Annotated in this window: 10 protein-coding genes, 1 tRNA gene and 1 pseudogene; 11 read left to right on the top strand and 1 reads right to left on the bottom strand. The window is 62.5% G+C overall.

What is annotated here, in order from left to right; all coding sequences use genetic code 11:
- Nucleotides 1-3: 3 nt before the first annotated feature.
- The 5 genes from FVD38_RS12290 (at nucleotide 4) to FVD38_RS12270 (ending at nucleotide 8,792) form a co-directional block, all read left to right on the top strand.
- Nucleotides 4-981 (top strand): acetyl-CoA carboxylase carboxyltransferase subunit alpha, encoded by a 978-nt coding sequence (locus tag FVD38_RS12290; RefSeq protein WP_147935075.1) that lies wholly within the window; start codon nucleotides 4-6, stop codon nucleotides 979-981.
- 67 nt (nucleotides 982-1,048) lie between these two features.
- On the top strand, nucleotides 1,049-2,404 hold the full coding sequence (gene tilS / locus FVD38_RS12285) for a tRNA lysidine(34) synthetase TilS (protein ID WP_147935074.1): 1,356 nt from the start codon (nucleotides 1,049-1,051) through the stop codon (nucleotides 2,402-2,404).
- A gap of 154 nt (nucleotides 2,405-2,558) precedes the next feature.
- Nucleotides 2,559-3,806 (top strand): aspartate kinase, encoded by a 1,248-nt coding sequence (locus FVD38_RS12280; RefSeq protein WP_147935073.1) that lies wholly within the window; start codon nucleotides 2,559-2,561, stop codon nucleotides 3,804-3,806.
- Between the two features lie 98 nt (nucleotides 3,807-3,904).
- Nucleotides 3,905-3,997, top strand: a tRNA-Ser gene (locus tag FVD38_RS12275).
- A gap of 301 nt (nucleotides 3,998-4,298) precedes the next feature.
- The gene (locus tag FVD38_RS12270; protein WP_147935072.1) at nucleotides 4,299-8,792 is read left to right on the top strand and encodes a protein NO VEIN domain-containing protein; all 4,494 of its coding nucleotides are present in this window, start codon (nucleotides 4,299-4,301) and stop codon (nucleotides 8,790-8,792) included.
- A gap of 544 nt (nucleotides 8,793-9,336) precedes the next feature.
- On the opposite strand, the pseudogene FVD38_RS12265 reads toward FVD38_RS12270, so the two are convergent.
- A pseudogene (locus FVD38_RS12265) lies at nucleotides 9,337-9,531 on the bottom strand (IS3 family transposase); the annotation flags it as partial.
- A 483-nt stretch (nucleotides 9,532-10,014) separates the two neighbouring features.
- Here FVD38_RS12265 and mzaA point away from each other — a divergent pair.
- From mzaA to FVD38_RS12235, 6 genes are read left to right on the top strand one after another with little or no spacing between them, the layout of a single operon-like run.
- Nucleotides 10,015-12,423: an MZA anti-phage system associated sigma-70 family RNA polymerase sigma factor MzaA gene (gene mzaA / locus FVD38_RS12260; RefSeq protein WP_147935071.1), complete on the top strand. Its 2,409-nt coding sequence runs from the start codon at nucleotides 10,015-10,017 to the stop codon at nucleotides 12,421-12,423.
- Nucleotides 12,424-12,470: 47 nt separating this feature from the next.
- Nucleotides 12,471-13,940, top strand: a complete 1,470-nt coding sequence (gene mzaB / locus FVD38_RS12255) for an MZA anti-phage system associated ATPase MzaB (RefSeq protein ID WP_147935070.1) — start codon at nucleotides 12,471-12,473, stop codon at nucleotides 13,938-13,940.
- Entirely contained in the window at nucleotides 13,937-16,795 is a 2,859-nt protein-coding gene (mzaC, locus tag FVD38_RS12250) for an MZA anti-phage system associated Z1 domain-containing protein MzaC (protein ID WP_147935069.1), read from the top strand. The genes mzaB and mzaC overlap by 4 nt, the downstream gene beginning before the upstream one ends.
- On the top strand, nucleotides 16,779-17,786 hold the full coding sequence (gene mzaD / locus FVD38_RS12245; protein ID WP_147935068.1) for an MZA anti-phage system associated PD-(D/E)XK motif protein MzaD: 1,008 nt from the start codon (nucleotides 16,779-16,781) through the stop codon (nucleotides 17,784-17,786). Before mzaC ends, mzaD begins: the two co-directional genes overlap by 17 nt.
- Nucleotides 17,787-19,589 (top strand): MZA anti-phage system associated AIPR family protein MzaE, encoded by a 1,803-nt coding sequence (mzaE, locus tag FVD38_RS12240; RefSeq protein ID WP_147935067.1) that lies wholly within the window; start codon nucleotides 17,787-17,789, stop codon nucleotides 19,587-19,589.
- A complete protein-coding gene (locus tag FVD38_RS12235) occupies nucleotides 19,589-22,258 on the top strand; it encodes an AIPR family protein (protein ID WP_187271568.1) in 2,670 nt (889 codons plus the stop codon). The genes mzaE and FVD38_RS12235 overlap by 1 nt, the downstream gene beginning before the upstream one ends.
- The last annotated feature ends 229 nt before the right edge of the window (nucleotides 22,259-22,487 follow it).

The raw sequence follows: 22,487 nt of genomic DNA, 5'->3' as shown, positions 1-22,487 counted from the left end.
ACAATGACTAAAACAACTTTCCTCAATTTTGAGCAGCCGATTGCCGAGCTCGATTCCAAGATTGAAGAGCTGCGTTTCGTACAAGACGATTCCGCTGTCGACATCTCCGAAGAGATCGATCGCCTGGACAAGAAGAGCCAGCAGCTCACCAAGGACATCTATGCCAAGCTGACTCCGTGGCAAGTGTCGCAGATCGCGCGTCACCCGCAGCGTCCTTACACGATGGACTACGTGAACGCGATCTTCACCGATTTCCATGAGCTGCACGGCGACCGCACCTTTGCCGACGACCAGTCGATCATCGGCGGCCTGGCCCGCTTCAACGGCCAGCCATGCATGGTGATCGGCCACCAGAAGGGGCGCGACACCAAGGAGCGCGCGATGCGCAACTTCGGCATGCCGAAGCCCGAAGGCTACCGCAAGGCGATGCGCCTGATGAAGCTGGCCGAGAAGTTCGGCCTGCCGATCTTCACCTTCGTCGACACCCCGGGTGCTTTCCCCGGCATCGACGCCGAAGAGCGCGGTCAGTCGGAAGCGATCGGCCACAACCTGTACGTCATGGCCGAACTGAAGGTGCCGCTGATCGCCACCATCATCGGCGAAGGCGGTTCGGGCGGCGCGCTGGCGATCGCCGTCGGCGACGCCGTGCTGATGCTGCAGTACTCGACCTATTCGGTGATCTCGCCGGAAGGCTGCGCCTCGATCCTGTGGAAGACTTCGGAACGCGCGTCCGACGCCGCCGAGGCCCTGGGCCTGACCGCGCATCGCCTGAAGGCGATGGGCCTGGTCGACAAGATTGTCAGCGAACCGCTGGGCGGCGCCCACCGCGATCCGGCCCAGATGGCGCAATTGCTCAAGCGCGCACTGGCCGATTCGCTGCGCCAGTTCCAGGGCATTAGACCGAAGGACTTGCTGGAAGCCCGTCACGCGAAGCTGATGAGCTATGGCAAGTTCAAGGAAACGCTGCCGCGCGAGGAGTGATCCTCTGAGCCGTTCCAAACGCGGGGCCAACCCGGCCGGGCTGGTCCCGGCATCGTTTGCGCAGGCCATGCTCGGCCTGCGCGACAAATACTCTCCCCAATCCATAGCAGTTGCCTGTAGCGGCGGCCTCGATTCGATGGTCTTGCTGCGTCTGGCGCACGACTGGTGCGCACAGCAGGGCGTGCGGCTGCATGCCTTCCACGTGCATCACGGACTGAGCCGGCATGCCGATGACTGGGTGGCGCATTGCGAGCGCAGCGCCGGCGAGCTCGGCATCGGCTTCGACCATCGCCGCGTGACGATCCCGCACGACGGCTCCGGCGTCGAGGCCGCGGCGCGCAAGCTGCGCTACGCCGCTCTCGGCGAGATGTGCCGCACGCACGACGTCAAATTACTGCTCACCGCCCATCACCTGGACGACCAGGCCGAGACCGTGCTGCTGCAATTGCTGCGCGGCTCGGGCGCCGCGGGGCTGTCGGGCATGGATGCGGACAATCTCGCGCCCGGCCTCTTGGGCGTGCCCGACCTGGCGCTGGCGCGGCCGCTGCTGTCGCAGCCGCGTGCGGCGCTGGAAGCGTATGCGCGCGAGCATGGGCTGGCCTGGGTCGAGGACGAATCGAACCAGGATCCGCGCTACACCCGCAATGCACTGCGCCATCAGGTGATGCCGGCGCTGGCGACGAATTTTCCGGGCTTTCAGGCCCGGCTGGCGCGCGGCGCGGCCCACGTGGCCTCGGCCCAGCGCCTGCTCGACGAGCTTGCGGCCCAGGACCTGGCGGCTTGCCAGGACGGCGACGCCATCGACCTGGCCTATCTTGGCGGACTGAGCGCAGACCGCATCGATAACTTCATGCGCCATCTGTTCTCGGTGCGCGGATTGGCGATGCCGTCGACCGCCTGGCTGAACGAAATGGTGTCGCAGTTGTTCTCGGCACGCGAGGACGCGCAGTTGAAGGTTACGCATCCGGAATGCCATATTCGCCGCCATCGCGGCAAGCTCTACTTGACTCCGCACCTGCCGGACCTGGCGGGTATGCGCGATCCGGACGATATCGGCGTGCTCTACAGGGAAGGACAAACCTTCCGCTGGCAGGGCGAGGCCTCGATCGCCTTCCCCGACTACGGTGGGGTGCTGCACTTCGAGCGGACCGAACAGGGCTTCGATCCTGCGTGGCTGCGCGCGCAGACGCTGACGCTCGACTTTCGCAAGGGCGGGGAAAGGCTCAAGCTCGCGGCCAACCGGCCATCGCGCGGCCTGAAGGCGCATTACCAGGCGCTCGGTGTGCCGGCGTGGGAGCGCGAGCGCTTGCCGACCGTCAGCCGCAACCTCGACCTGCTGTTCGCGGCAGGCATCGGCATGGACTGCCGGCACTGGTCGGCAAGCGGCCAGGAGCTGATCGGACTGCGTTGGGAAGCGAGCTGACGCTGGATTGTATAGGCAAGTGTATTCCAAAAACGCATTAAGTTATTTTCTTTCCATATAGCTTTTTCGTTCTCGAAGCCTTGTGATGCCGCGTTGCAGCATGCTACATTGAGGGTCCTCTTTTCTCTTTACACAAGCTGGAACCCTTCCTGATATGGCTTTAATTGTCCACAAATATGGCGGGACGTCGATGGGCTCGACGGACCGTATCAAGAATGTCGCGGCCCGGGTGGCCAAGTGGCATGACGCAGGTCACCAAATCGTCGTTGTGCCGTCCGCGATGTCGGGCGAGACCAACCGACTGATTGGTCTGGCCAAGGAAATCATGCCGCAACCGGACCCGCGCGAACTGGACATGATCGCCTCGACCGGCGAGCAGGTGTCGGTTGGCCTCCTGGCCATGGCGCTGCTGGCCATCGGCAAGGATGCGGTGTCCTATACCGGCTGGCAGGCGGGCATCCGCACCGACTCGTCGTTCACCAAGGCGCGTATCCAGTCGATCGACGACAGCCGCGTGCTGCGCGATGTCGCGGCCGGCAAGATCGTCATCATCACCGGTTTCCAGGGCGTGGACGAAGAAGGCAATATCTCGACCCTGGGCCGCGGCGGCTCGGATACTTCCGCAGTGGCGATTGCAGCCGCGCTGAAGGCCGAGGAATGCCTGATCTACACTGACGTCGACGGCGTCTACACAACCGACCCGCGCGTGGTGGACGAGGCGCGCCGCCTGTCGAAGATCACGTTCGAGGAAATGCTCGAACTGGCCTCGCTGGGCTCGAAGGTGCTGCAGACTCGCTCAGTCGAGTTCGCCGGTAACTACCAGGTGCCGACGCGCGTACTGTCGTCGCTGACCGATCCCCTGATGCCGCTGGAAGAAGAAGCCCAGTCCGGCACCCTGATTTCGTTTGAGGAAGAAAGCAATATGGAACAAGCCGTCATCTCCGGCATCGCGTTCAATCGCGACGAAGCAAAGATCACCGTCCTGGGCGTGCCGGACAAGCCGGGCGTGGCGTACCACATCCTGGGACCGATCGCCGATGCGAACATCGAAGTCGACATGATCATCCAGAACCAGTCGGTGGACGGCAAGACCGATTTCACCTTCACCGTGCCACGCAACGACTACGTGCGCGCGATGGGTGTGCTGGAGGGTCAGCAGGAAGCGCTGGGCGCGACCAAGGTACTGGGCGACGCCAAGGTGTCGAAGGTGTCGGCGGTGGGCGTGGGCATGCGCAGCCACGTCGGCGTGGCGTCGCAGATGTTCCGTACCTTGTCGGAAGAGGGCATCAATATCCAGATGATCTCGACCTCGGAGATCAAGATCTCGGTGCTGATCGACGAGAAGTACATGGAACTGGCCGTGCGCGCGCTGCACAAGGCTTTTAACCTCGAGCAAGGTTAACAAATTTCAAAATTTTTGGGCGTGCGTTCTTGACGCAATGAGGTCCAGCCCTTAAGATGCTTGCACTCAGCGCTGACCGAAACCGGTTGGTTCTGATTGGAGACGTGGCCGAGTGGCCGAAGGCACATCCCTGCTAAGGATGCATATGGCTTATACCCGTATCGTGGGTTCGAATCCCACCGTCTCCGCCAGGACAATAGTTTTAGGGAAACCTTCAACTTTCAGAGAACCCGCAAGCACGATGAGGCTTGCGGGTTTTTTGTTTCCTGAGCCATGGATGCCAATTGAAACCGAGCGATACGTCGGTTTCTTCCCAAAAAATCGTGCAAGCTGGATTAGCACTGAGCGTGCCGGAAAACCACGGCGGCCCGTTTGAAGCAACGGCACGCGTCGCGCTCCGCGATCTGGGGCATTCTTGATCCTGTTCCCAGCGGCAATACTGTGGCATGCTGTCAGGTTCTCCAACTGCCTCCGGCAATACCCCATTTCCCGATGAAAGAAGCCCTCAGTGCGCTGATCCGCGATCAGCTCAAGACCTATCGCGAAACACGTGCACGGATGATCAGCGACTACTATCGCGAGCGCCAGCTGATGGGCGAATACAACGGACGTCAGATCCTGGAAATGCTGCAGAATGCGGACGACGAGGAGTCGGAGACCGTCCTGATCCGGCTGGACGAGCATCAATCGCGTTTGACGATCGCCAATCACGGCGTTCCGTTCTCACTTGCGGGCATTCAGTCCTTGATGCTCGCGAATATGAGCTCGAAGACCAAGGTCAAGTACATCGGCAACAAGGGGCTGGGTTTTCGCTCACTGGTCAATTGGGCGCATCGGGTCACCATCGACAGCGGCCCCGTGAGCGTCACGTTTTCTGAAGCGATCGCGCGTCGCACCTTCGAGCAGCTGTTCGACGAGGAGACGCGCCGGCAGATCCGCCAGGAGCGCAACTTCGGTGCCGAGGCGGTGCCATTGGCGTTCCTCGCCGTGCCCGAATTCGCCGACCGCGCCGCCAGTGAGTGGACCACGGAAATCGCCATTGACTACCGCCCCGCGTTTCTCGACGGGATCAAGGCCCAGCTCGCGAGCCTGCAGCCCGAATGCCTGCTATTCTTGAATCACATCCATACCGTCATCATCGAGCACGACGGCGAGCGCAGGACCTTGCACAGAAAACTGGACGGCGCCACCGTCGTTCTCGGCGCCGACCGGTGGCAGCTGCACGAGGACGAAGCGCCTCTGCCCGACGACTACCAGAACGCCGACAAGGCCGAGGAAGAGTGGTACAGCCTGAAGCTGGCCACGACGGACGGGCTCAGCAAGGGTGCTCGGGTTCTCTACACCTTCTTCCCCACCCAGGTCAGCCTGGACCTGCCGATGGTCGTACATGGCACCTTCGATCTCGACAGTTCGCGCAACCAGCTGATCCAGTCGCCACGCAATGAGTTCCTGCTGACCCGACTCGTCAATCTGATCATCAGCACGGCCCGTGCGCTAAAGGATGGCGCGACCGACCCGTGGATCCAGGTGCGGCTGCTGCACTATCGAAACGCGAACGAGGTGCTCGGCGCCCTCGGTTTCTATCGCCAGCTCGACCAGGCCCTGAGCGATCTGGCTGTGTTCCCCTGCGTCGACGGCCAGTACCGCAAGGCCTGCGACGTGTACTACCTGGGCGACGCCTTTTCCGAGCTAGTGCTCATGGCCGGCTGCGGCGCGCTGTTCCCGGCACTGGCCTACCCCGGGGTGGAGAATGCGGACTACACGGCCAAGTATCAGACCTTTTCCACTTCTCCCACCTTCGTGGATGCGGTCAATGAGTTGAGCGCACGCCTGCTAGGGCACGAGCTCGCGCACCGCGTGGACTTGATCAGCATCCTCTGCGCCGAGCCCGCGCTGGCAGGCAAGTATGCGCTGCTGGTCAATGAACAGGGAATGCTAATCGACGCCGACACCGACGCCTATACCCCGCGTACGGGCGGCGACACTGAAGTCTCGCTGCCGCCCTTCGTCAACATCGATTTCATGAGCCAGCCACTGTTTGCTGGCTTGGCGGCGCGCCTGGGTGTCCTGTCCAGTGACAAGGCACGCGAAGTCCAGCGCGCCCTGAAGTCGGTCACGACGGTGCACAGTTATGAACCGGCGCAGATCATCCGCTCGATCATACGGGCGGCGACGGTTGAATTACGCCAACCGCGCGTGGAGGCGCCCGAGATCATCGGGGTCATGGTCGCGGCCATGCTGGAGAACTTCACCAACGGTGACCCGGCGTCCCTCCCGCCGGACACCAGCGTTCCGCTGCTCAATACCGATCTCGACGTGGTCGATGCACGCGAGCTGTTCCTGTCCGGCGTCTACCCCACCGGCGCGCATACCGAGCGCCTCTTCGCCAAAGTCCACCGCCCCGACCGCTTCCTGGCGCCACCGTCGGAGTTCGGCGGCAAGGTCGCCGCTGCCGACCCGGTGCTGCTCGAACGCGTATTCGCATGGCTAGGCGTGAATCGCTTCGTCCGTTACATGCCGGTGCGGGACGCCGCCGGCTTGCAGCGCTACGGTCGCCATGTTCTGGACCTCATGGGGCGTCCGCCTTCGTATCGCGAGCACAAAGTAGAGTGCATGAGCATCCCGGATGCCGACCTGGTGAAGATGCTGGCCATGATGCCGCGCGAGGACCTGGTCGAGTGGCTGATCCGGGACGGCGTCGCGCGGGCGCGCCTGAGCCTCGACAATCCCGACAGGTTCGATTACGCGCAGGTGAACGAGCGCGGCGGCACATACCAGCACGCGCTGTCGCGCAAGCCGTCGTATCTGCACTTCCAACTGAAGGCCGCAGGCCTGTTCGACCACTTTGTCCTCAACCGCGACCTGCCTGCCGCCGAACTGATCAATCCTTTCGTGTTCGATTTCGCAGCGCCCGGCCTTGCCGCGGCGGACATCACACGGCGCGACATCGAAGCGGTACTGGCAAGCCTCGGCGCGAAGGAGCAATTCGAGGACCTGCCGCCCGAGGCCGTGGCCGCCGTGTTGCGCAAGCTGCCGGACGCCGATCCGAAGGGTAGGCGGACCCAGCGTATTTACCGACTGGTCCGACAGCATTATGCCGTGCACAAGCTGGCGCTGCCAGCGGACGTACCGCTGTTCGCCTACCGCGGCGAGCATGGCGCGTACTTCCCGCAGGATCAGGTCTACTATTCAGACAACATCCGGCTGCCGCGCAAGGTCGTCAGCAGCTACGCGATGCTCGACTACCCGCGCCGCGGCGGCGCCGCCGTGATCCCTGCATGCTTCGGCATCAACAGCCTGAACGACTTGGCGTTGGAGGTCGACAGCTACGCCGCCCTGACGGCGCTTACGCAGGCGCTGACGGCGACACTGCGCGAAAAACTGCCCTTCATCCTGGCCTACCGGATCCAGCTGCTCAAGAACGGCCAGGCCAATGAGGCGGCCCGCCTGAACAGGTTGAAGTTGATCTTGTGTGCGGAACTACACTGCCGGGTCGACGGCGCCTCGCTGTCCCTGGGCTTGAACGATTACGTGCGTGATGGCACAACTTACCTGATCAAGGTCGATCCGACGGCCTCTCTCGCCGACCTCGAACGCGATCCCCACTTTTGCGACACCTTCGCTGATATCGTCGCCGCCGTTTTCACCGTGGGCGAGCACTGGGCCGAGTTCCGCGGCGTGTTCAAGGATCCACTTTCCGAGGTCCAGCACCTAGCGCGCAATGCGCTGGGCGATGACACGCTGCACGACGCCCGCCAGCTCCTCGGCATGGCCAGCCCGACGGACGTATTCTGGTCCGCCTTGTGGGCAGCGCGCAGCGGTGGCGCCGTCGGCAGCTTTACACGCGAAGCCTGCGCGGCCCTGTGGTGCGAACTCGGCGAGTACGGTATCGAGGCGGCGGACCTGGATGTCGAGCGGCGCGTGGCCGCACCCGACACCGCGCTCCTGAAGCGGATCTTCGACGCCCTGCAGGTGCAGCCGTCCGCATTCAACCAGGTCGCGCTGGATAAGCTGGACTTCGCCGACTACCACCGCCGCGGTCTGACCGATATGCTGCATGCCGCGTTCGGGACCTTCGCCTACAGTGCGTGGCGGCGGCTGGACGGCCAGGATTGGCCGGAGCGCGCCCGGTTCCTCGACACGCTCGCCGCGTTCGAGGACACCCGCTGGATCGCTGTAGCGGCGGGGCGCCACCGGGAGGATCTGGCGCCCGACTACGAGGCGCTGCTGGCCGACCACGTCAAGTCTTTCGGGCTGGACGCACTGGCGCTCGTCCCGGCACAGGATTATGAGCAGCACTACCGCGCGCAGCGCGGCGCGTACACGGCCGACGAGCTGGCATCGTTGCCGGCGACGGCCAGAAGCATGCTGTTCTTTGAAGGTGGCCTGGCGCATCTGCGCGCGCAGGGCGCCGAGCGCGCCGCCGGTCCTGAGCGGACATCCCCAACGCCTGCGGTAACTGAGAAACCATTGCCGGCCACAAACGCGCTCCCGATGGCCCCGTCCAGTTCCCGCGGCGGCGGCACGCGGCCACCGGGTTCGTCTCGCTTCAATCCCGACCATGATGCGCGCAACCGCGCCACCGGCGCGCATGCGGAACGAATCGTCTTCGCGAGCCTAGTGAAGAAGTACGGCAAGCGGTTTGTCGAGCACGTCGCCGAGCTGCGCGACGGTGACGGCTATGACATCCGCTATTCACCCGACCAGGGAAGAAGCTGGCGCTATGCGGAAGTGAAGCGTTACACGCACAACCGGATCCATCTGAGCAGTAACGAGTACGCTTTCGCGCGCGTGAACCGTGGCACCTATGAGCTGTTCCTGGTCAACGCGAGCGACGAGATCTCGACGCTCGCGGACATCGACTTCAGCGATGCGACCAAGTTCGACATCGTGGCCAGCGAGTTCGTGGTCTCGTTTTCCTTGCACGGCGCCGCCGCCGAGGCGTCGTCCACGCCCGACGAGACCGACGAGGTGCTGGTAGCGTAAATACCGCGCTCCCGTGCTGCGGTCCGATCGGCCGCGCTGGAGTACATAGAACCCTGGCCTGGTGCGCATCGCACCGGGGTATCGTGGCAGGCGCGGGCCGTCCGCGCGAGCGCGGTGGAACTGGCCCCGCTGGCGCCCACGGTAGTAGTGCGCGTAATGCAGCGCTCTCTAGTCCGGAGTAGACCTCATCCGACTGGGGATCGCCGGGCTCGGCGAACACCAGCACCAGTTCGACGTCAGTCAATGCTTCCATGGCGCCAGGAAATCTGCATGGAATGTGTTGCTTGGGAGGATCCCAGCGCATGTGACATGATGACTATCGACGCCTGCGCGATGGTTACTTTCTACGTGATGGGACCGGGCAACGGAGGCAAGGTCCTTAAGCTGATGCCTGATCGCCATTAACGTATTGTACATGTCCGGTATCTTTGCGGCCCACACTTTCATCCGCCTGATCGTGACCGAGGTAGCCAGAGAGTCCCACGTTGTAGTTCCACTGGCACTTGCGATGGTACGGCTCGACATATGAATCGCCACAGCTCTGCTAGACACTCGAGAGCCGCTTTAGATACTGCTTTTTGTACTCGACCGGCGACAAGTCATTGCTGAAGCTGTGCCGGCGCTTCGGATTGTAGAACATCTCGATATAGTCAAATATGTCCTGCTTGGCCTCGTCTCGGGAAACGTAGATTCGACGACGAACACGCTCCCGTTTCAGTAGCTGGAAGAAGCTCTCCGACCTCAGTGGCCGGATGACCGCGCTCCGTCACCTGCTTGACTGCTTCGATCTTGAATTCTTCGGTGTACCGCTTGCCGCTCATAACTTCTCCTTGAACCTACAATTATAGGCTCAGGAGTATCTAGTGAACCCGTGGCGATTCAGCAGGCAGGATTGAGAGGTCTGCATGAGGCCGATCATATTTACCCTAAAGATTTGTTGCGACAGCAATTGTCGCTGTGCATCTTACGATGTCCACACGATAGTTGCGGGAATCGGCATCTCCGGACAGTCGACGTCAAGCTGCGAATTTCAGTTTCACAACAGTTCCCCAAAAAAATAGTCAGTTCGTCAGTCTTCCTGTCTTAATGAACAGCAAATGGTAGATAATGCTTCCTCATAATTGGTTTTTCCTTCAGTTAAGTTTGGTGTTGTAGCCCGCATGGCCAAAGTACTATCTTGCCTCAATTGCATCTTCCGGTTCTGCTCAGACGGACGGCGGCCATGCTAGCTGGAGCGACTACTGAGAAGAAGCTCGGCGCTCTTTTCCGGCTCGCGATCCGGTCCGGCGCCACCGACTCCATCCCCTTGCACATCCAGCGCGGCGAGCCGGTCAACGGCCGGGACGGTGCAGGACTGACACCCCTGATGCTGGCAGCAATGCATGACCAGCTCGAGGTCTGCGTCAAACTTCTTGACGCCGGTGCGGATCCCGAACTCAACGCTCCGAATGGTCTGACGGCCCGGCAGATCGCCGCAAGTCAAGGGCATTCGGCGGTTGCAGACTTCCTCTCACGCTTCGTAAACGCGAACGGTGAGGTTGTCGAGGTTTCGGAAGCAACTGCACCGGCAGCCAACGATTCGGGCGGCCAGTCTGGCTGCTTTACTGGGGACGAGCCCGCCGCCACCGCGGAAAAGTCGCCGCAGGCAGCATCTACGGCGACAGGAGTGGTGTCTGACATTCCATGCGGCGAGGCGCACGCCCCCTTGCACGACGAGACCGTGGAGGACACCGATAACGGGCACTCGGCCGGCATGGGCGCCGTGTCTTGTCTTGCGGACGTGGATGTCGACGCCGCAATTGCACAGGAAGCGGCAGTTGCGCCGGCAACCGACGAGACGGCAGGTCAGTTGACTTCTGCCGCGGAAATCGAAGCCGCCTTCGTCGCCATCACCGATGTCCCGGAACCTGCACCGGGAAAGGCAGACGTGGTACCTGTCCTTTCTCCGGATGACACGAGCTCTCCGGTACGGGACGACAGCGCGGATGACACCGACGGATGGGTGCCTGACGAGGCCGTCATACCTCCCAGGCACGACGCCGAGTGCGCATCCGCAGCCAGTCGAGCACAGCAACTGCTTGCGGCACACCGCCGTCTAAGCACGGAGACGGACTGGTCGGACGTCGAGTTCGATCTGCCCGAAGTCGAACTTCAGCGACCGGCCGTCGTGCGTGGCGACATGCCCGCGATTGAGCACTTGATCGCAAACGGGCTGAGTACCGGCTTGGTCAGCGGAGAGGACTTCTGGCAGGCGCTTGAGGCAGACTGCGGACCGCAGCAGATCGAGCGTGCCCGCGACGTGCTGCAATCCGTTCTGGACGATCTGGGAGTTCTGGTGGATCAAGGCAGTCCCGCATTCGGCTCCGGGCTAGCGCCGGATTCCGACGACGTGCTCGACGCGGTCGACGCGTTTCAGGAACGCCTCCCGGAGCCTGCTGACGCAAGCATCTTCCACGTCGCGGGAGCGCGGAAGTCGGAACTCATCAAGCGCGAGGACGAGGAACGGCTCGGACGCCGCATGGACTCGGCGCTCGGGTCGCTCGTCAGGGCCCTCGTGTCGCTCCCCGAAGACCAATGGACGCTGGCCTTTCCCTCTGGCGAACCGCCCGCTCAGGAAGCCCCGGTTGACGACGACGACGGCGAATTTTCCGCGGCCGCCGGCGACGAAGCTGGCGAAGTGGAGGAAGGCGACGACGGCGAAGGGCAGATCGATTTTCGTACCTATGCCACACGCGTCCGGGGCGGCATGGAGGAGTACGGTCGCGAAGCGGCAGTGCCAAGGCCTCGACCGAAGGAATTGACTAGGCTGCTGGCGGTTGCCCGAGGAATGGCATCGGACGTGGCGGACACCATTGCCGATGCGGCTGCTTCCTACGAAAGAGCTCGTGACCAGCTGGTCTGCGCCAACCTGCGCTTGGCCGTGCATGTCGCCAACCAATATCGGGGCCGTGGACTGCCGCTGGAGGATCTCATCCAGGACGGCAATCTCGGTCTCATGCGCGCTGCGGAAAAATTCGATTTCCGGCGCGGTTTCAAGTTCTCGACCTATGCAACGAACTGGGTACGCCAGAGCATCACGCGCGGCATCGCAGACACGGCCCGCATGATTCGTGTGCCGGTGCACATGCTCGAGAAGGTCAATCTGTTCAACCGGACCCGCCGTGAGCTGAGCAGGGGACGCGACGGCGACGCTTCCGTGGACGTAGTCGCGGAGCAACTTGAACTGACGCCTGAAGCGGCTCGACGGATCATGCGTTCGGATGCTCGAGTATTTCCCCTGGAAGAATGCGGCACGGCAGACGCTCCCAGCACGCCGCACCAGTTGTCGATCGTCGATCCTGCAATTGACCTCGAGCAGAAGGCAGTCGACCAGAGCCTGTCGATCGCAATCGAAAGGATGCTCGCCGACTTCGAGGCTCGTGCCCGAAAGGTGATGAACCTGCGATTCGGTCTTGGCGGAGCCGACGGCATGACACTCGAAGAAGTAGGCCAGGCATTCAATGTCACCCGCGAGCGCATTCGCCAGATCGAGGCAAAGACACTCGGCAAGCTGAGACATTCGTCGCGCACGGAAATTCTGGCAGTTTACGCCGACGTCAAACCATCACGCAACAAGGGAGAGCAGGGGTAATGATGAACAAATCAGGTTTTCGCCACGCTCCTCCGCGCGCAGTGGCAATGATCGAAGCCCTCCGCGGACTCGGCTACAGCACCGCGACGGCACTGGCCGACATCATCGACAACAGCATCGCGGCCAACGCCACCAGCGTCGACCTGACCTTCGTCTGGAACGGCCGGCAGAGCAGCGTGCGCATCCAGGACGACGGTCACGGCATGACCGCCGCCGAACTCGACTCGGCAATGCGGCTGGGCGAGAAGAATCCGCTCGACCGGCGCGCCGAAAACGACTTGGGCCGCTTCGGCCTTGGCCTGAAGACTGCCTCGTTCTCGCAGTGCCGGCGCCTGACCGTGGCGACTGTAGGAGCGGATGGCCTGCAATGCCTGCGCTGGGATCTCGACGTGCTTGCTGCAAGCCGGGACGACGGCTGGCGTCTGCTGGAAGGACCGGACGACAGCGCGGCAGCGCTGGTGTCGGACTTCGGCACGCACGGGAAGGGCACGCTGGTCCTCTGGGAAGTTCTGGACCGCATTGTGACCGACGGGTTCAAGGAGCAGGATTTTCTGAACCTGATCGACCAAGTCGAACGGCATCTTGCCATGGTGTTCCACCGCTATCTGGAAGGTCCTCGCCCGCTGCTGCGACTGCGCATCGGCGGCAAGGCGATTGCTCCGTGGGATCCTTTTCTGAACGGACATCCGGCCAAGCCGTGGCATTCGCCGCCGGCGTCGCCGCCTGGCATGCGGGGCGTCGAAGTCGAGTGCCATGTGCTGCCGCACAAGGACCGGCTGAGCGCGAAGGAATACGAATCGGCCCAGGGACCGGATGGCTGGACCGCGCAGCAGGGCTTCTACGTCTATCGCAACCGGCGCCTGCTGGTTGCTGGCAGCTGGCTCGGGCTTGGCCAGGGCCGGGGCTGGACGAAGGACGAGGCGCACCGCCTTGCCCGCATCCGGCTGGACATCCCGAATTCCGCCGACGAGGCCTGGAAGATCGACATCCGCAAGTCGACCGCGAGGCCGCCAGTCGAAATCCGCGCTTGGCTGGCGAAGCTGGCCGACGACACCCGTGCGCGGGCACGTCGCGCGTTCGCCATGCGCGGCCAGACCCCCCGTACCCGAAATGGCGAGGAAGTCAGCCAGGTATGGCATTCGCAGCAGTTTTCCGGCGGGATGCGCTACCGGATTGACCAGACCCACCCGGCGGTGCGCGCCGTGCTCGATGACGCGAAGGGGCTTGCGCCGCAGGTGCTGGCCATGCTGAGAGTGATCGAGGAAACCGTGCCGGTGCAGCGCATCTGGATCGACACCGCCGAGCAGCGCGAGACGCCGCGAACCGGATTCGCCGGCGAGCCTCCCGCAGCCGTCATGGATGTGCTGAAGGTCATGTACCGGAACATGGTGCGGTTCAAGGGAATGTCCCCGGCCGTGGCGCGCAGCAAGCTTCTGCTGGCCGAACCGTTTCAGAACTATCCCGAGCTGGTGGCGTCGCTGCCGGACGACTTTACCGAACAGGAAGCGAAGCAATGACATCACAGGCAGAAGCCAACAAGACCAGCGTCATCAAGATCGTGCAGGAACTGCTCGCCAGCGAAGCCGACAAGAGTGCGATCACGCCGGCCCTGATCGGCCAGAAGATCGACCTGGCGCTGATGATCAATTCCGGCTGGGGGGAGGGGCTCGACCGCAATGCCGTGGCGGACGAACTGATTCGCCGATTCAGCGTGTGGTGCGGCCAGGACACGTGGCTGAAAAGCGACGAGGGGCACGTTCCGTGGCTGACGCCCGAGCGGAAGAAGGACTGGCGCTACTGGCAGCGCTACCGCGAAATGCAGGAGGCAAAGCTTCCATGGAAGGCCGTGGACGCACTCGACAAGTCAACCGATCGAATACTCGGTATGCTGGAAGATCCGCTGCGAGAAGGCCCATGGGATCGCCGCGGTCTCGTGGTGGGGCACGTTCAGTCTGGCAAGACCAGCAGTTACACGGGGCTGATTTGCAAGGCAGCGGATGCCAAGTATAGGATCATCATCGTTCTCGCGGGACTGCACAACAATTTGCGCACGCAGACCCAGATCCGCCTGGATGAAGGCTTTCTCGGCTTCGAGACCAACCCGAACGCGGAATCAATGCGTCTGGTGGGTGTTGGCAAGATCGACCAAGACCCATCCATCCGGCCAAACTACGCGACCAATCGCACTGAAAAGGGCGACTTCATTGCGAGCAATATTCGCAACCTCGGCGTGTCGCCTGAAAAACTGCCGTGGCTGTTCGTGGTGAAGAAAAACAAGACCGTGCTCAACCGCCTGCTGAAGTGGATCCGGACCCACGTTGCCGATGCGACGGATCCGGAAACCGGGCGCAAGATCGTGACGCACCTGCCGCTCCTGATCATCGACGACGAGGCCGACCATGCTTCCGTCGACACGGGCGAACAGTTCCACGACGAGAACGGAAAGCCCGAAGAGGATTACGAGCCGAAGGCCATCAACGGGCTGATCCGCAGGATTCTGCATTCGTTCCACCGGAAGGCGTACGTGGGCTACACGGCCACGCCGTTCGCAAACATTTTCATCCACGAGCGCAACGACACGAAGGAAGAGGGGCCGGATCTATTCCCGGCAGCGTTCATCCACAGCCTGGGTGCGCCATCGAACTACATTGGGCCTGCCAGGGTCTTCGGACTCAACAACGGCGAGCAGCGCGAAGGTGCGCTGCCATTGGTGTGCGAGGTGAAGGACCACTGCAGCGACGACGGCACGGGCGGGTGGATGCCGCTTGGTCACAAGAAAACACATGTGCCGCCCCATCCGGACGAGACGGGTCTGCCGGCATCCCTGCAGGAAGCGGTCGATGCCTTTATCCTCGCCTGCGCGGCACGTCAGCTGCGGGGCCAAAAGGGCGAGCACAGTTCGATGCTTGTGCACGTCACGCGTTTCAACGACGTCCAGCGCGAAGTGCACGCCCGCGTTGAAGCCCTGGTCCGCGGCATGGACCAGCGCCTGTCGCGCAAGATCGGTCATGAGCCCGTGCTGACGAGGCTGAAGGACCTGTGGGACCGGGACTTCGTGTCGACGACGGCGAAGATGGCAGAGTGTCTGCCGGAGGCGGGACCGTATCCGGCTCCTTCCTGGGAAGCCATCGCCGAAGTTCTTCCGCAAGTCGTCAGCGAGATCAGCGTCCGGGTGATCAACGGAACGGCAGGCGACGTGCTGGACTATGCTGACGCTGCAGTCGGGCTGAAGGTTATCGCCATCGGCGGCGACAAGTTGGCCCGGGGTCTGACGCTGGAAGGACTGTGCACCAGCTACTTCCTGCGTGCCTCGCAGATGTACGACACGCTGATGCAGATGGGCCGATGGTTCGGCTATCGTCCGGGCTACCTGGATCTCTGCCGATTGTACACCACGTCAGAGCTGGTCGAATGGTTCGAACACATCGCGGACGCGTCGGAAGAGCTGCGGGAGGAATTCGACATGATGGTCGAGAGCGGGGGGACGCCGCGCGACTATGGCCTCAAGGTGAGGTCGCATCCCGTGCTGATGGTGACTTCGCGATTGAAGATGAGGGCGGCGAAGAGCCTGTTCCTGTCCTTCAGCGGACACGTAATCGAAACCGTGTCAATGCATCGGCAGCAGAAGCGGATCGACAGCAATTACGGGGCATTCCTGGACCTGGTTTCTGCAATGGGACGGGGAAAGCCGATCCCCGAACAGGAGCGGCCCAATGGCAGGGACCGCTGGAACGGCATCGTCTGGACGGACGTCCCGCACGAGCACGTCACTGACTTCCTCGGGGCCTACAGTACGCATCCTGGCGCTCCAAAGGCCAATGGACAGCTGCTGCGTGAATTCATCGTCTCCATGGTCGGCGACAAGGAGCTGACGAAGTGGACAGTCGCGCTGGTTGGCGGCAGCGTCGAGGAAAACCCGTTCATTCTCGATGGCGTCAAGGTCCAGCGCGCCGAGCGTGCGGTCAAGTCTTCCAGTTCCGACCGTTACTCGATCGGCCGTCTGCTCTCGCCGAAGGACGAGGGAGTCGACATCGATCGCGCGGCGTGGGAAGCAGCTCTGGCGGAGACCAGGAAGGTCTGGAAGGAGGAGCCCGGACGGCTAAAGAACAGGACGGAACCGGCAGTGCCGAACGGCCCCGCGCTGCGCAAGATGCGAGGCTATGGTGCGCCTGGTGTCCCCGCACATCCCGAGCGAGGCGTGCTGCTGATCTACCTGCTTGAGCCGCCAGAATTCGATGCCGGTGACAAGCCGCTCGAATCGACCCCGTTCGTCGCCTTCGGCATCAGCTTCCCCGGCAGCAAATCGGGCAAGAAAGTCGAGTACAAGGTCAACAACGTCCTCTGGGAGCAGGAATATGCTGACGCTGCTTGACGAGGAACTCGTCACTGCTTGGCGCGCGCTCGCCGGTGGTTCGGACAGGGATGGCGGCTGGAGGAGCATCGCGGTCACGGGGCTGGAAGGCGTGCGGCTGCAGGCTGCCCGCAGATTTCCCGAAGACCGCGAGGCACTTCTGATCGGCTTCGACTCGGTCGCGCTGCCGCCCGCTTCGACGCTGCCCGCAGCCACCGGGTTCCGGGTCGAACGCATCTCGTCCGGCCTTCCCGGCGACTGGCTGGCGCTGGTGCGTCAGGAAGAGGGCGGCATCGAGCTTTTCTCGCGGATGGCGACGGACGTGGTGGCCACGATCGCCGCAAGCCGCAATGCTGCCCCTCAGCGGCAGCTGCAGCTCTTCCTTGGACGCGTGCGCGCATGGCAGCAGTTCATGAGCCGGAGCAGGGGCGCCCTGAATCCGGCGGCCGAGCTTGGGCTGACGGGGGAGCTGGTCTGCCTCGACATGCTGCTTGATGCCGGAATGGATGCCCACGCTGCGGTCGAGGGCTGGCAGGGGCCGCTCGACGGCCTGCAGGACTTCGAGATCGGCAGTGGCGCCGTCGAGGTCAAGAGCACGCTGTCCCATGACGGCTTCCCGGCCACTATCCTGTCGCTGGAGCAGCTGGACGACGCGACGCGCCAGCCGCTATTCATTTTCGGCTGCCGGTTCGCCGTCGCGGACGAAGGCGTCACGCTGGGCGAAAGAGTGCTTGCTCTGCGCCTCGTGCTGGAGAGCGACCCCTCAGCGGCGTCGCGCTTCGAGAACGCGCTGCTGCATGCCGGCTATGTCGACGCGCACGCCGAACACTACACGCAACGCCTGGTCGTGTCCGAGTCCCGCTTCATCCGCGTCGACGAAACGTTCCCGCGTCTTGTCGCCGCCAACGTGCCCGCCGCGATACGGCGCGTGCGCTACGAACTTGATCTCGACGCAACCGGCGCGCGCGCATTCTCGCTGGGGAATGTACTGGAACTTACTGGAGCAGTCTGAATGGAATTGATCGAATTTTTGCAGCAAACCCAGCAGGAAGTGCGGGACGAGCTGGCAGCGCGTACCGCTGAAGCGGGAGAGGAGACGCCGTTCCCGGAACTGGTGTTTACCGAAGTGGTGACGCGGCACATGGCCGACGCCGGCATGACGTTCGAACCCGAGATCTGCCGCTACATGGCCCGGGTCGGAAACAGCACCTTGCGGCTCAGCGGCTTTGCCGTCTCGGAAGAGCTTGATCAACTCGACCTGTATGTCAGCCTTTACGAAGGCTGCAACGAGGTGATGTCCATTCCAGACGCGGAAACGACCCGCGCGGCCGGACAGTGTGCGAAGTTCCTCGAGGAGTGCGTATCGGGTGCGCTGCTGCGGAAGATGGACCAGTCGCACGACGCCTACCGCTTGGTGCAGACCATCGAAACGGCCTACCCGGGTCTGGAACAGATCCGGGTCTACGTGCTGACCGATCGGAAGGCGAAGACCGGCTTTTTCAAGGCCCGCGAAATCCAGGGGAAGACGATCAAGCTCGAGGTGATGGACATTCAGCGCCTGTTCAACCACCTTCAGAGTGGCAAGCCGCGCGACGAACTGGTCGTGAACTTCGCCGACGACTGCGGCGGGCCGCTCCCATGCGTCTGGGTGCCGAACGAAGGCGCGGAATATGCCTATGCGCTGACGGCAATCCCGGGCGAAGCGCTGCGCTTCCTGTACGAGAAGTACGGGTCGAGGATTCTCGAAGCGAACGTGAGGTCGTTCCTCAGCCAGACGAACAAGGTCAACAAGGGTATCCGGGACACGCTGCGCGATCAGCCAGAGCGCTTCATGGCCTACAACAACGGCGTGGTCATCGTTGCGGACGAAGCCAGCCTGGCGCGGGCGGCGGACGGCAGCCCCGGCATCGCATGGCTGAAGGGCATGCAGGTCGTGAACGGCGGCCAGACCATGGCGTCGATCTTCTTCACGCGCAAGAAGCTTGCCGTCGACTTGAGCAAGGTGCGCGTTCCCGCCAAGATCATCGTGCTTCGCCAGACCGACGAGGTCACCGAGGATGCCCTGATCGCCGACATTTCCCGCTTCGCCAATTCGCAGAGTGCCGTGAAGGCGTCCGATCTGTTCGCGAACAAGCCGTTTCAGGTAGAGATGGAAAAGCTGGCCATGACGACCTACTGTCCGGATGGCACCAGCCGCTGGTACTACGAACGTGCGGCCGGCAGCTACAAGGTCATGCTTGACCGCGAAGCGAAGACCCCGACCGACCGCCGTCGCCTCCAGGATTCGATGCCGCCGGCCCGCAAGCTGACCAAGACCGATTTCGCCAAGTATCTATGCGCGTGGATGCAGAGGCCCGACTTGGTCAGCCTCGGCGGACAGAAGGCCTTCCCGGCCTTCATGAAGACTATGACGCCGGATGGTGCGGAAGCCGCCACGCTTCCGGACGTGACGCAGTACAAGCGCATGATCGCGCAGGTCATCATCTTCAAGTCTGCGGATCGGCTCATCAAGCCGCGCTTCCCGGCCTTCAAGGCCAACGTCACCGCCTATACGGTGGCGCTGGTTTCCCGCCTGCTCGGCGACAGGATCAGCCTGGACGCCATCTGGGAAAAGCAGGGCATTTCGCCGCAGCTTGAAAACCAGATCCGGGTGTGGTCCGACGAGGTCAACGCGCTGCTGCAGGAGAGCGCCAGGGGCCGGATGATTTCCGAATGGGCCAAGAAAAACGAGTGCTGGGACATCATGCTCGATCACGTCTGGTCCGTACCCGACATGAAGATTCCCGAGTTGATGACCCTGCGGAAGGCAGCCTGATGAACAACGCCGAAACCAGCCTACTGCTGAAGGATTTCCTCGCCGTCGTGCACGTGGAAGTGCGCGAGCGGCTCGACCTCCAAAATATTGCAAGCGCAGGGGCGACGCAGTTCGACGAACTTGCGTTTGTCGAAATCTTCGCGGGCTACATGGCGGAGCGCGGCATCACGTTTGCGCCGCAGCCCTGCCGCTTCGTGGCCACGGTGGACGGGCAGCCCGTGCGGCTGAGCGGATTTGCGCTTTCCGACGAGCTCGATCGCCTGGACCTTCTCGTCACCGTCTACGCAGGCGAGACTGAGCCGCGAACGATGCCTGAAGAGATGGCGCACGAAGCCGCCGAGCATTGCGGACGCTTCCTTGCGCTGTCCGCCAGCGGCACGCTCGGCGAACGGGTCGACCGGAGTCACGATGCCTTCCCGCTGATTTCGACGATCGCGGCGGCATGGAGCGAGATGCAGCACGTCCGCATCCACGTGCTGACCGACCTCTGCGCCGGAGCGCTGCACGTGCCCGAACTCGCGGTCCTCGGCCGGTCGGTACCGGTCGAAGTCTTCGACATCGAACGCGTGTTCGATCAGCGACAGGATGCCGAGCTCCAGCACCAGTTCCGTGCGCTGAATTCCTTCAGGGATGACTGGATTGCCTCGATTAGCGAGGCTGCGACCGACGAGGGCGAGATCGAAGCCACGGCCTTTGTCGACGACACCGGCCGGCGCCTCGTCGATGCAGAAGAGTTTTCCGATTTCCAACGCTGCGGCTTCGTGCGGTCGGTGCCGGGATACGGCGCGATGCAAGTCGACGGGTATGCCTTCGACGATGCCGATGGTTCGCTTGCCCTCCTGATCGCGGATTTCTGCGGCGCTCCGGACATGCCACCCATCGCAGCCGAGAAGGCGAGGCGGCTGTTCGACCTGGCGGAACGCTACGCCGCGGCAGCGCTCGCGGGCGAGCTGTCCCGGGACGGCAACCCGTCGGGCGATCCCGGCATCGGTCTTGCTGCCGACATCGTCCGTCAGCAGACAGGCATATCGAGGTTGCGCCTCTATCTCGTTACCGATCGTCTGGCGGACTTCGCCGGCTATGCAATCGACAGCCGTGTGCTGGCCGGCATACCGGTCGAGCGGCATGTCTGGGATGTCACCCGCTTTCACCGTGCATGGGTTTCGGACAGCGGCAGGGACGACCTGGAGGTCGACTTCAGGAACGGCAGCGGCAACGGCATCGCGGCGCTGCATGCAGGTTCCTCCGACGAGTACGAGGGCTACCTGTGCACCGTCTCCGGCGCCATGCTGGCGTCGATCTACGAGCGCCATGGAAGCCGCCTGCTGGAGGGCAACGTGCGGTCCTTCCTCAGCACCAAGGGCAAGATCAACTCGGGCATCCAGCAGACCATTGCGGAACGACCCGCGATGTTCTTCGCCTATAACAACGGCGTTGCCGCGACTGCAGAGTCTGTGGAGTTCGACGAAGAGTCGTCAAGAATCATCAGGGTGGTCAATCTGCAGATCGTCAACGGCGGCCAGACGACGGCATCGCTTGCTGCAGCATCCCGCCAGGGCCACGACCTGTCGAAGGTATGGGTACAGATGAAGCTGTCGGTGCTGCCGTCTGCGCGTACCGCGGAGCTGATTCCGCTGATCGCGCGATTTGCCAACAGCCAGAACAAGGTCAACGAGTCCGACTTCTTCGCAAACCATCAGTATCACCTGCGACTGGAGCAGCTGTCGAAGCAGGTCTTGGCACCGGCTTTCGCCGGTGGCGTGCCGACCCGGTGGTACTACGAACGCTCTCGCGGGCAGTACGTCAACGACCAGAAGAACCTTAGCAGGGAAGCGGGCAAGGAATTCCTGCTCAGGAATCCGAAATCGCAGCTGCTCACGAAGCTCGATGTCGCCAAGCTCGAGAATACATGGAAGGGGCTGCCACACCAGGTCAGCAAGGGAGCACAGAAGAACTTCGTCATCTTTGCAGGCTGGCTCGCGAAGCGCTGGACGGAGAACGACAGCGCCTTCGACGAGCAGTACTTCAGGGATCTGGTAGCGATGGCGATCATGTTCAGGCAGACCGAACTGATCGTCAAGGCTCAGCCCTGGTTCGAAGGTGCGTACCGTGCGAACATCGTCACGTACACGCTGGCCGTGCTTCAGTTTTCGGTCCTGAAGAACGGCAAGGGGAGACAGCTGGATCTTGGCGAGATATGGGAGCACCAGCGCATATCACAGCCCCTTTGTGACCAGATAGCGAAGTGTGCACGTGCCGTGTTCGGCGTGCTAACCGATCCTCATCGTCCGAGGGCCAACGTGACCGAGTGGGCGAAGCAGGAGGCCTGTTGGGAACGAGTCCGCGACGCGGCCGCGCCGCTGAGCCAGGAGGTCGTCGACGGCCTCTTCGATCCGGTGTCGAGGAAGTACGCGAGCGGGGCAGGCGTGCAGCAGGTCGGGTATGGCGTGTTCGCAAGGACTGCGGTGCTGGGGATACGGCCGGGGCAGTGGCAGGCGATGCTCGACTGGGGCACTGCGCAGGGGCTGCTGGATGCGCGCGAGGTAAGAGTACTCAGGACAGCATGCAGGATTCCGAAGTTTGTTCCCTCCGTGAAGGAATGCGAGCAGATCTGGTCGATACGGTCGAGGCTTGTTAGAGAAGGTTTTGCAGAGATCCAACTTGGCTGACGGGATTCCGGCATGTTGCATGAGAATACCGCTCTGCAAATCTGGACAATTGTCTAAATTCATTCGATTTGAAGCAGGACGATAACGGTTCAACGATATTCGACACAGACTCGGATCGTGCACAAATATGGCCAAGATAGAGTGTTTGTAACGGTCAATATGAAAAATTTGATCGATTAAGTGCGTCCCCGCCTGCACTTGGGATACCGCATCCCCGCTTTGAGAAAAT

It is taken from the genome of Massilia arenae (assembly GCF_008014745.1).
Lineage (GTDB): Bacteria > Pseudomonadota > Gammaproteobacteria > Burkholderiales > Burkholderiaceae_D > Telluria > Telluria arenae.
This window is presented reverse-complemented; position numbering and strand designations above follow the sequence as displayed.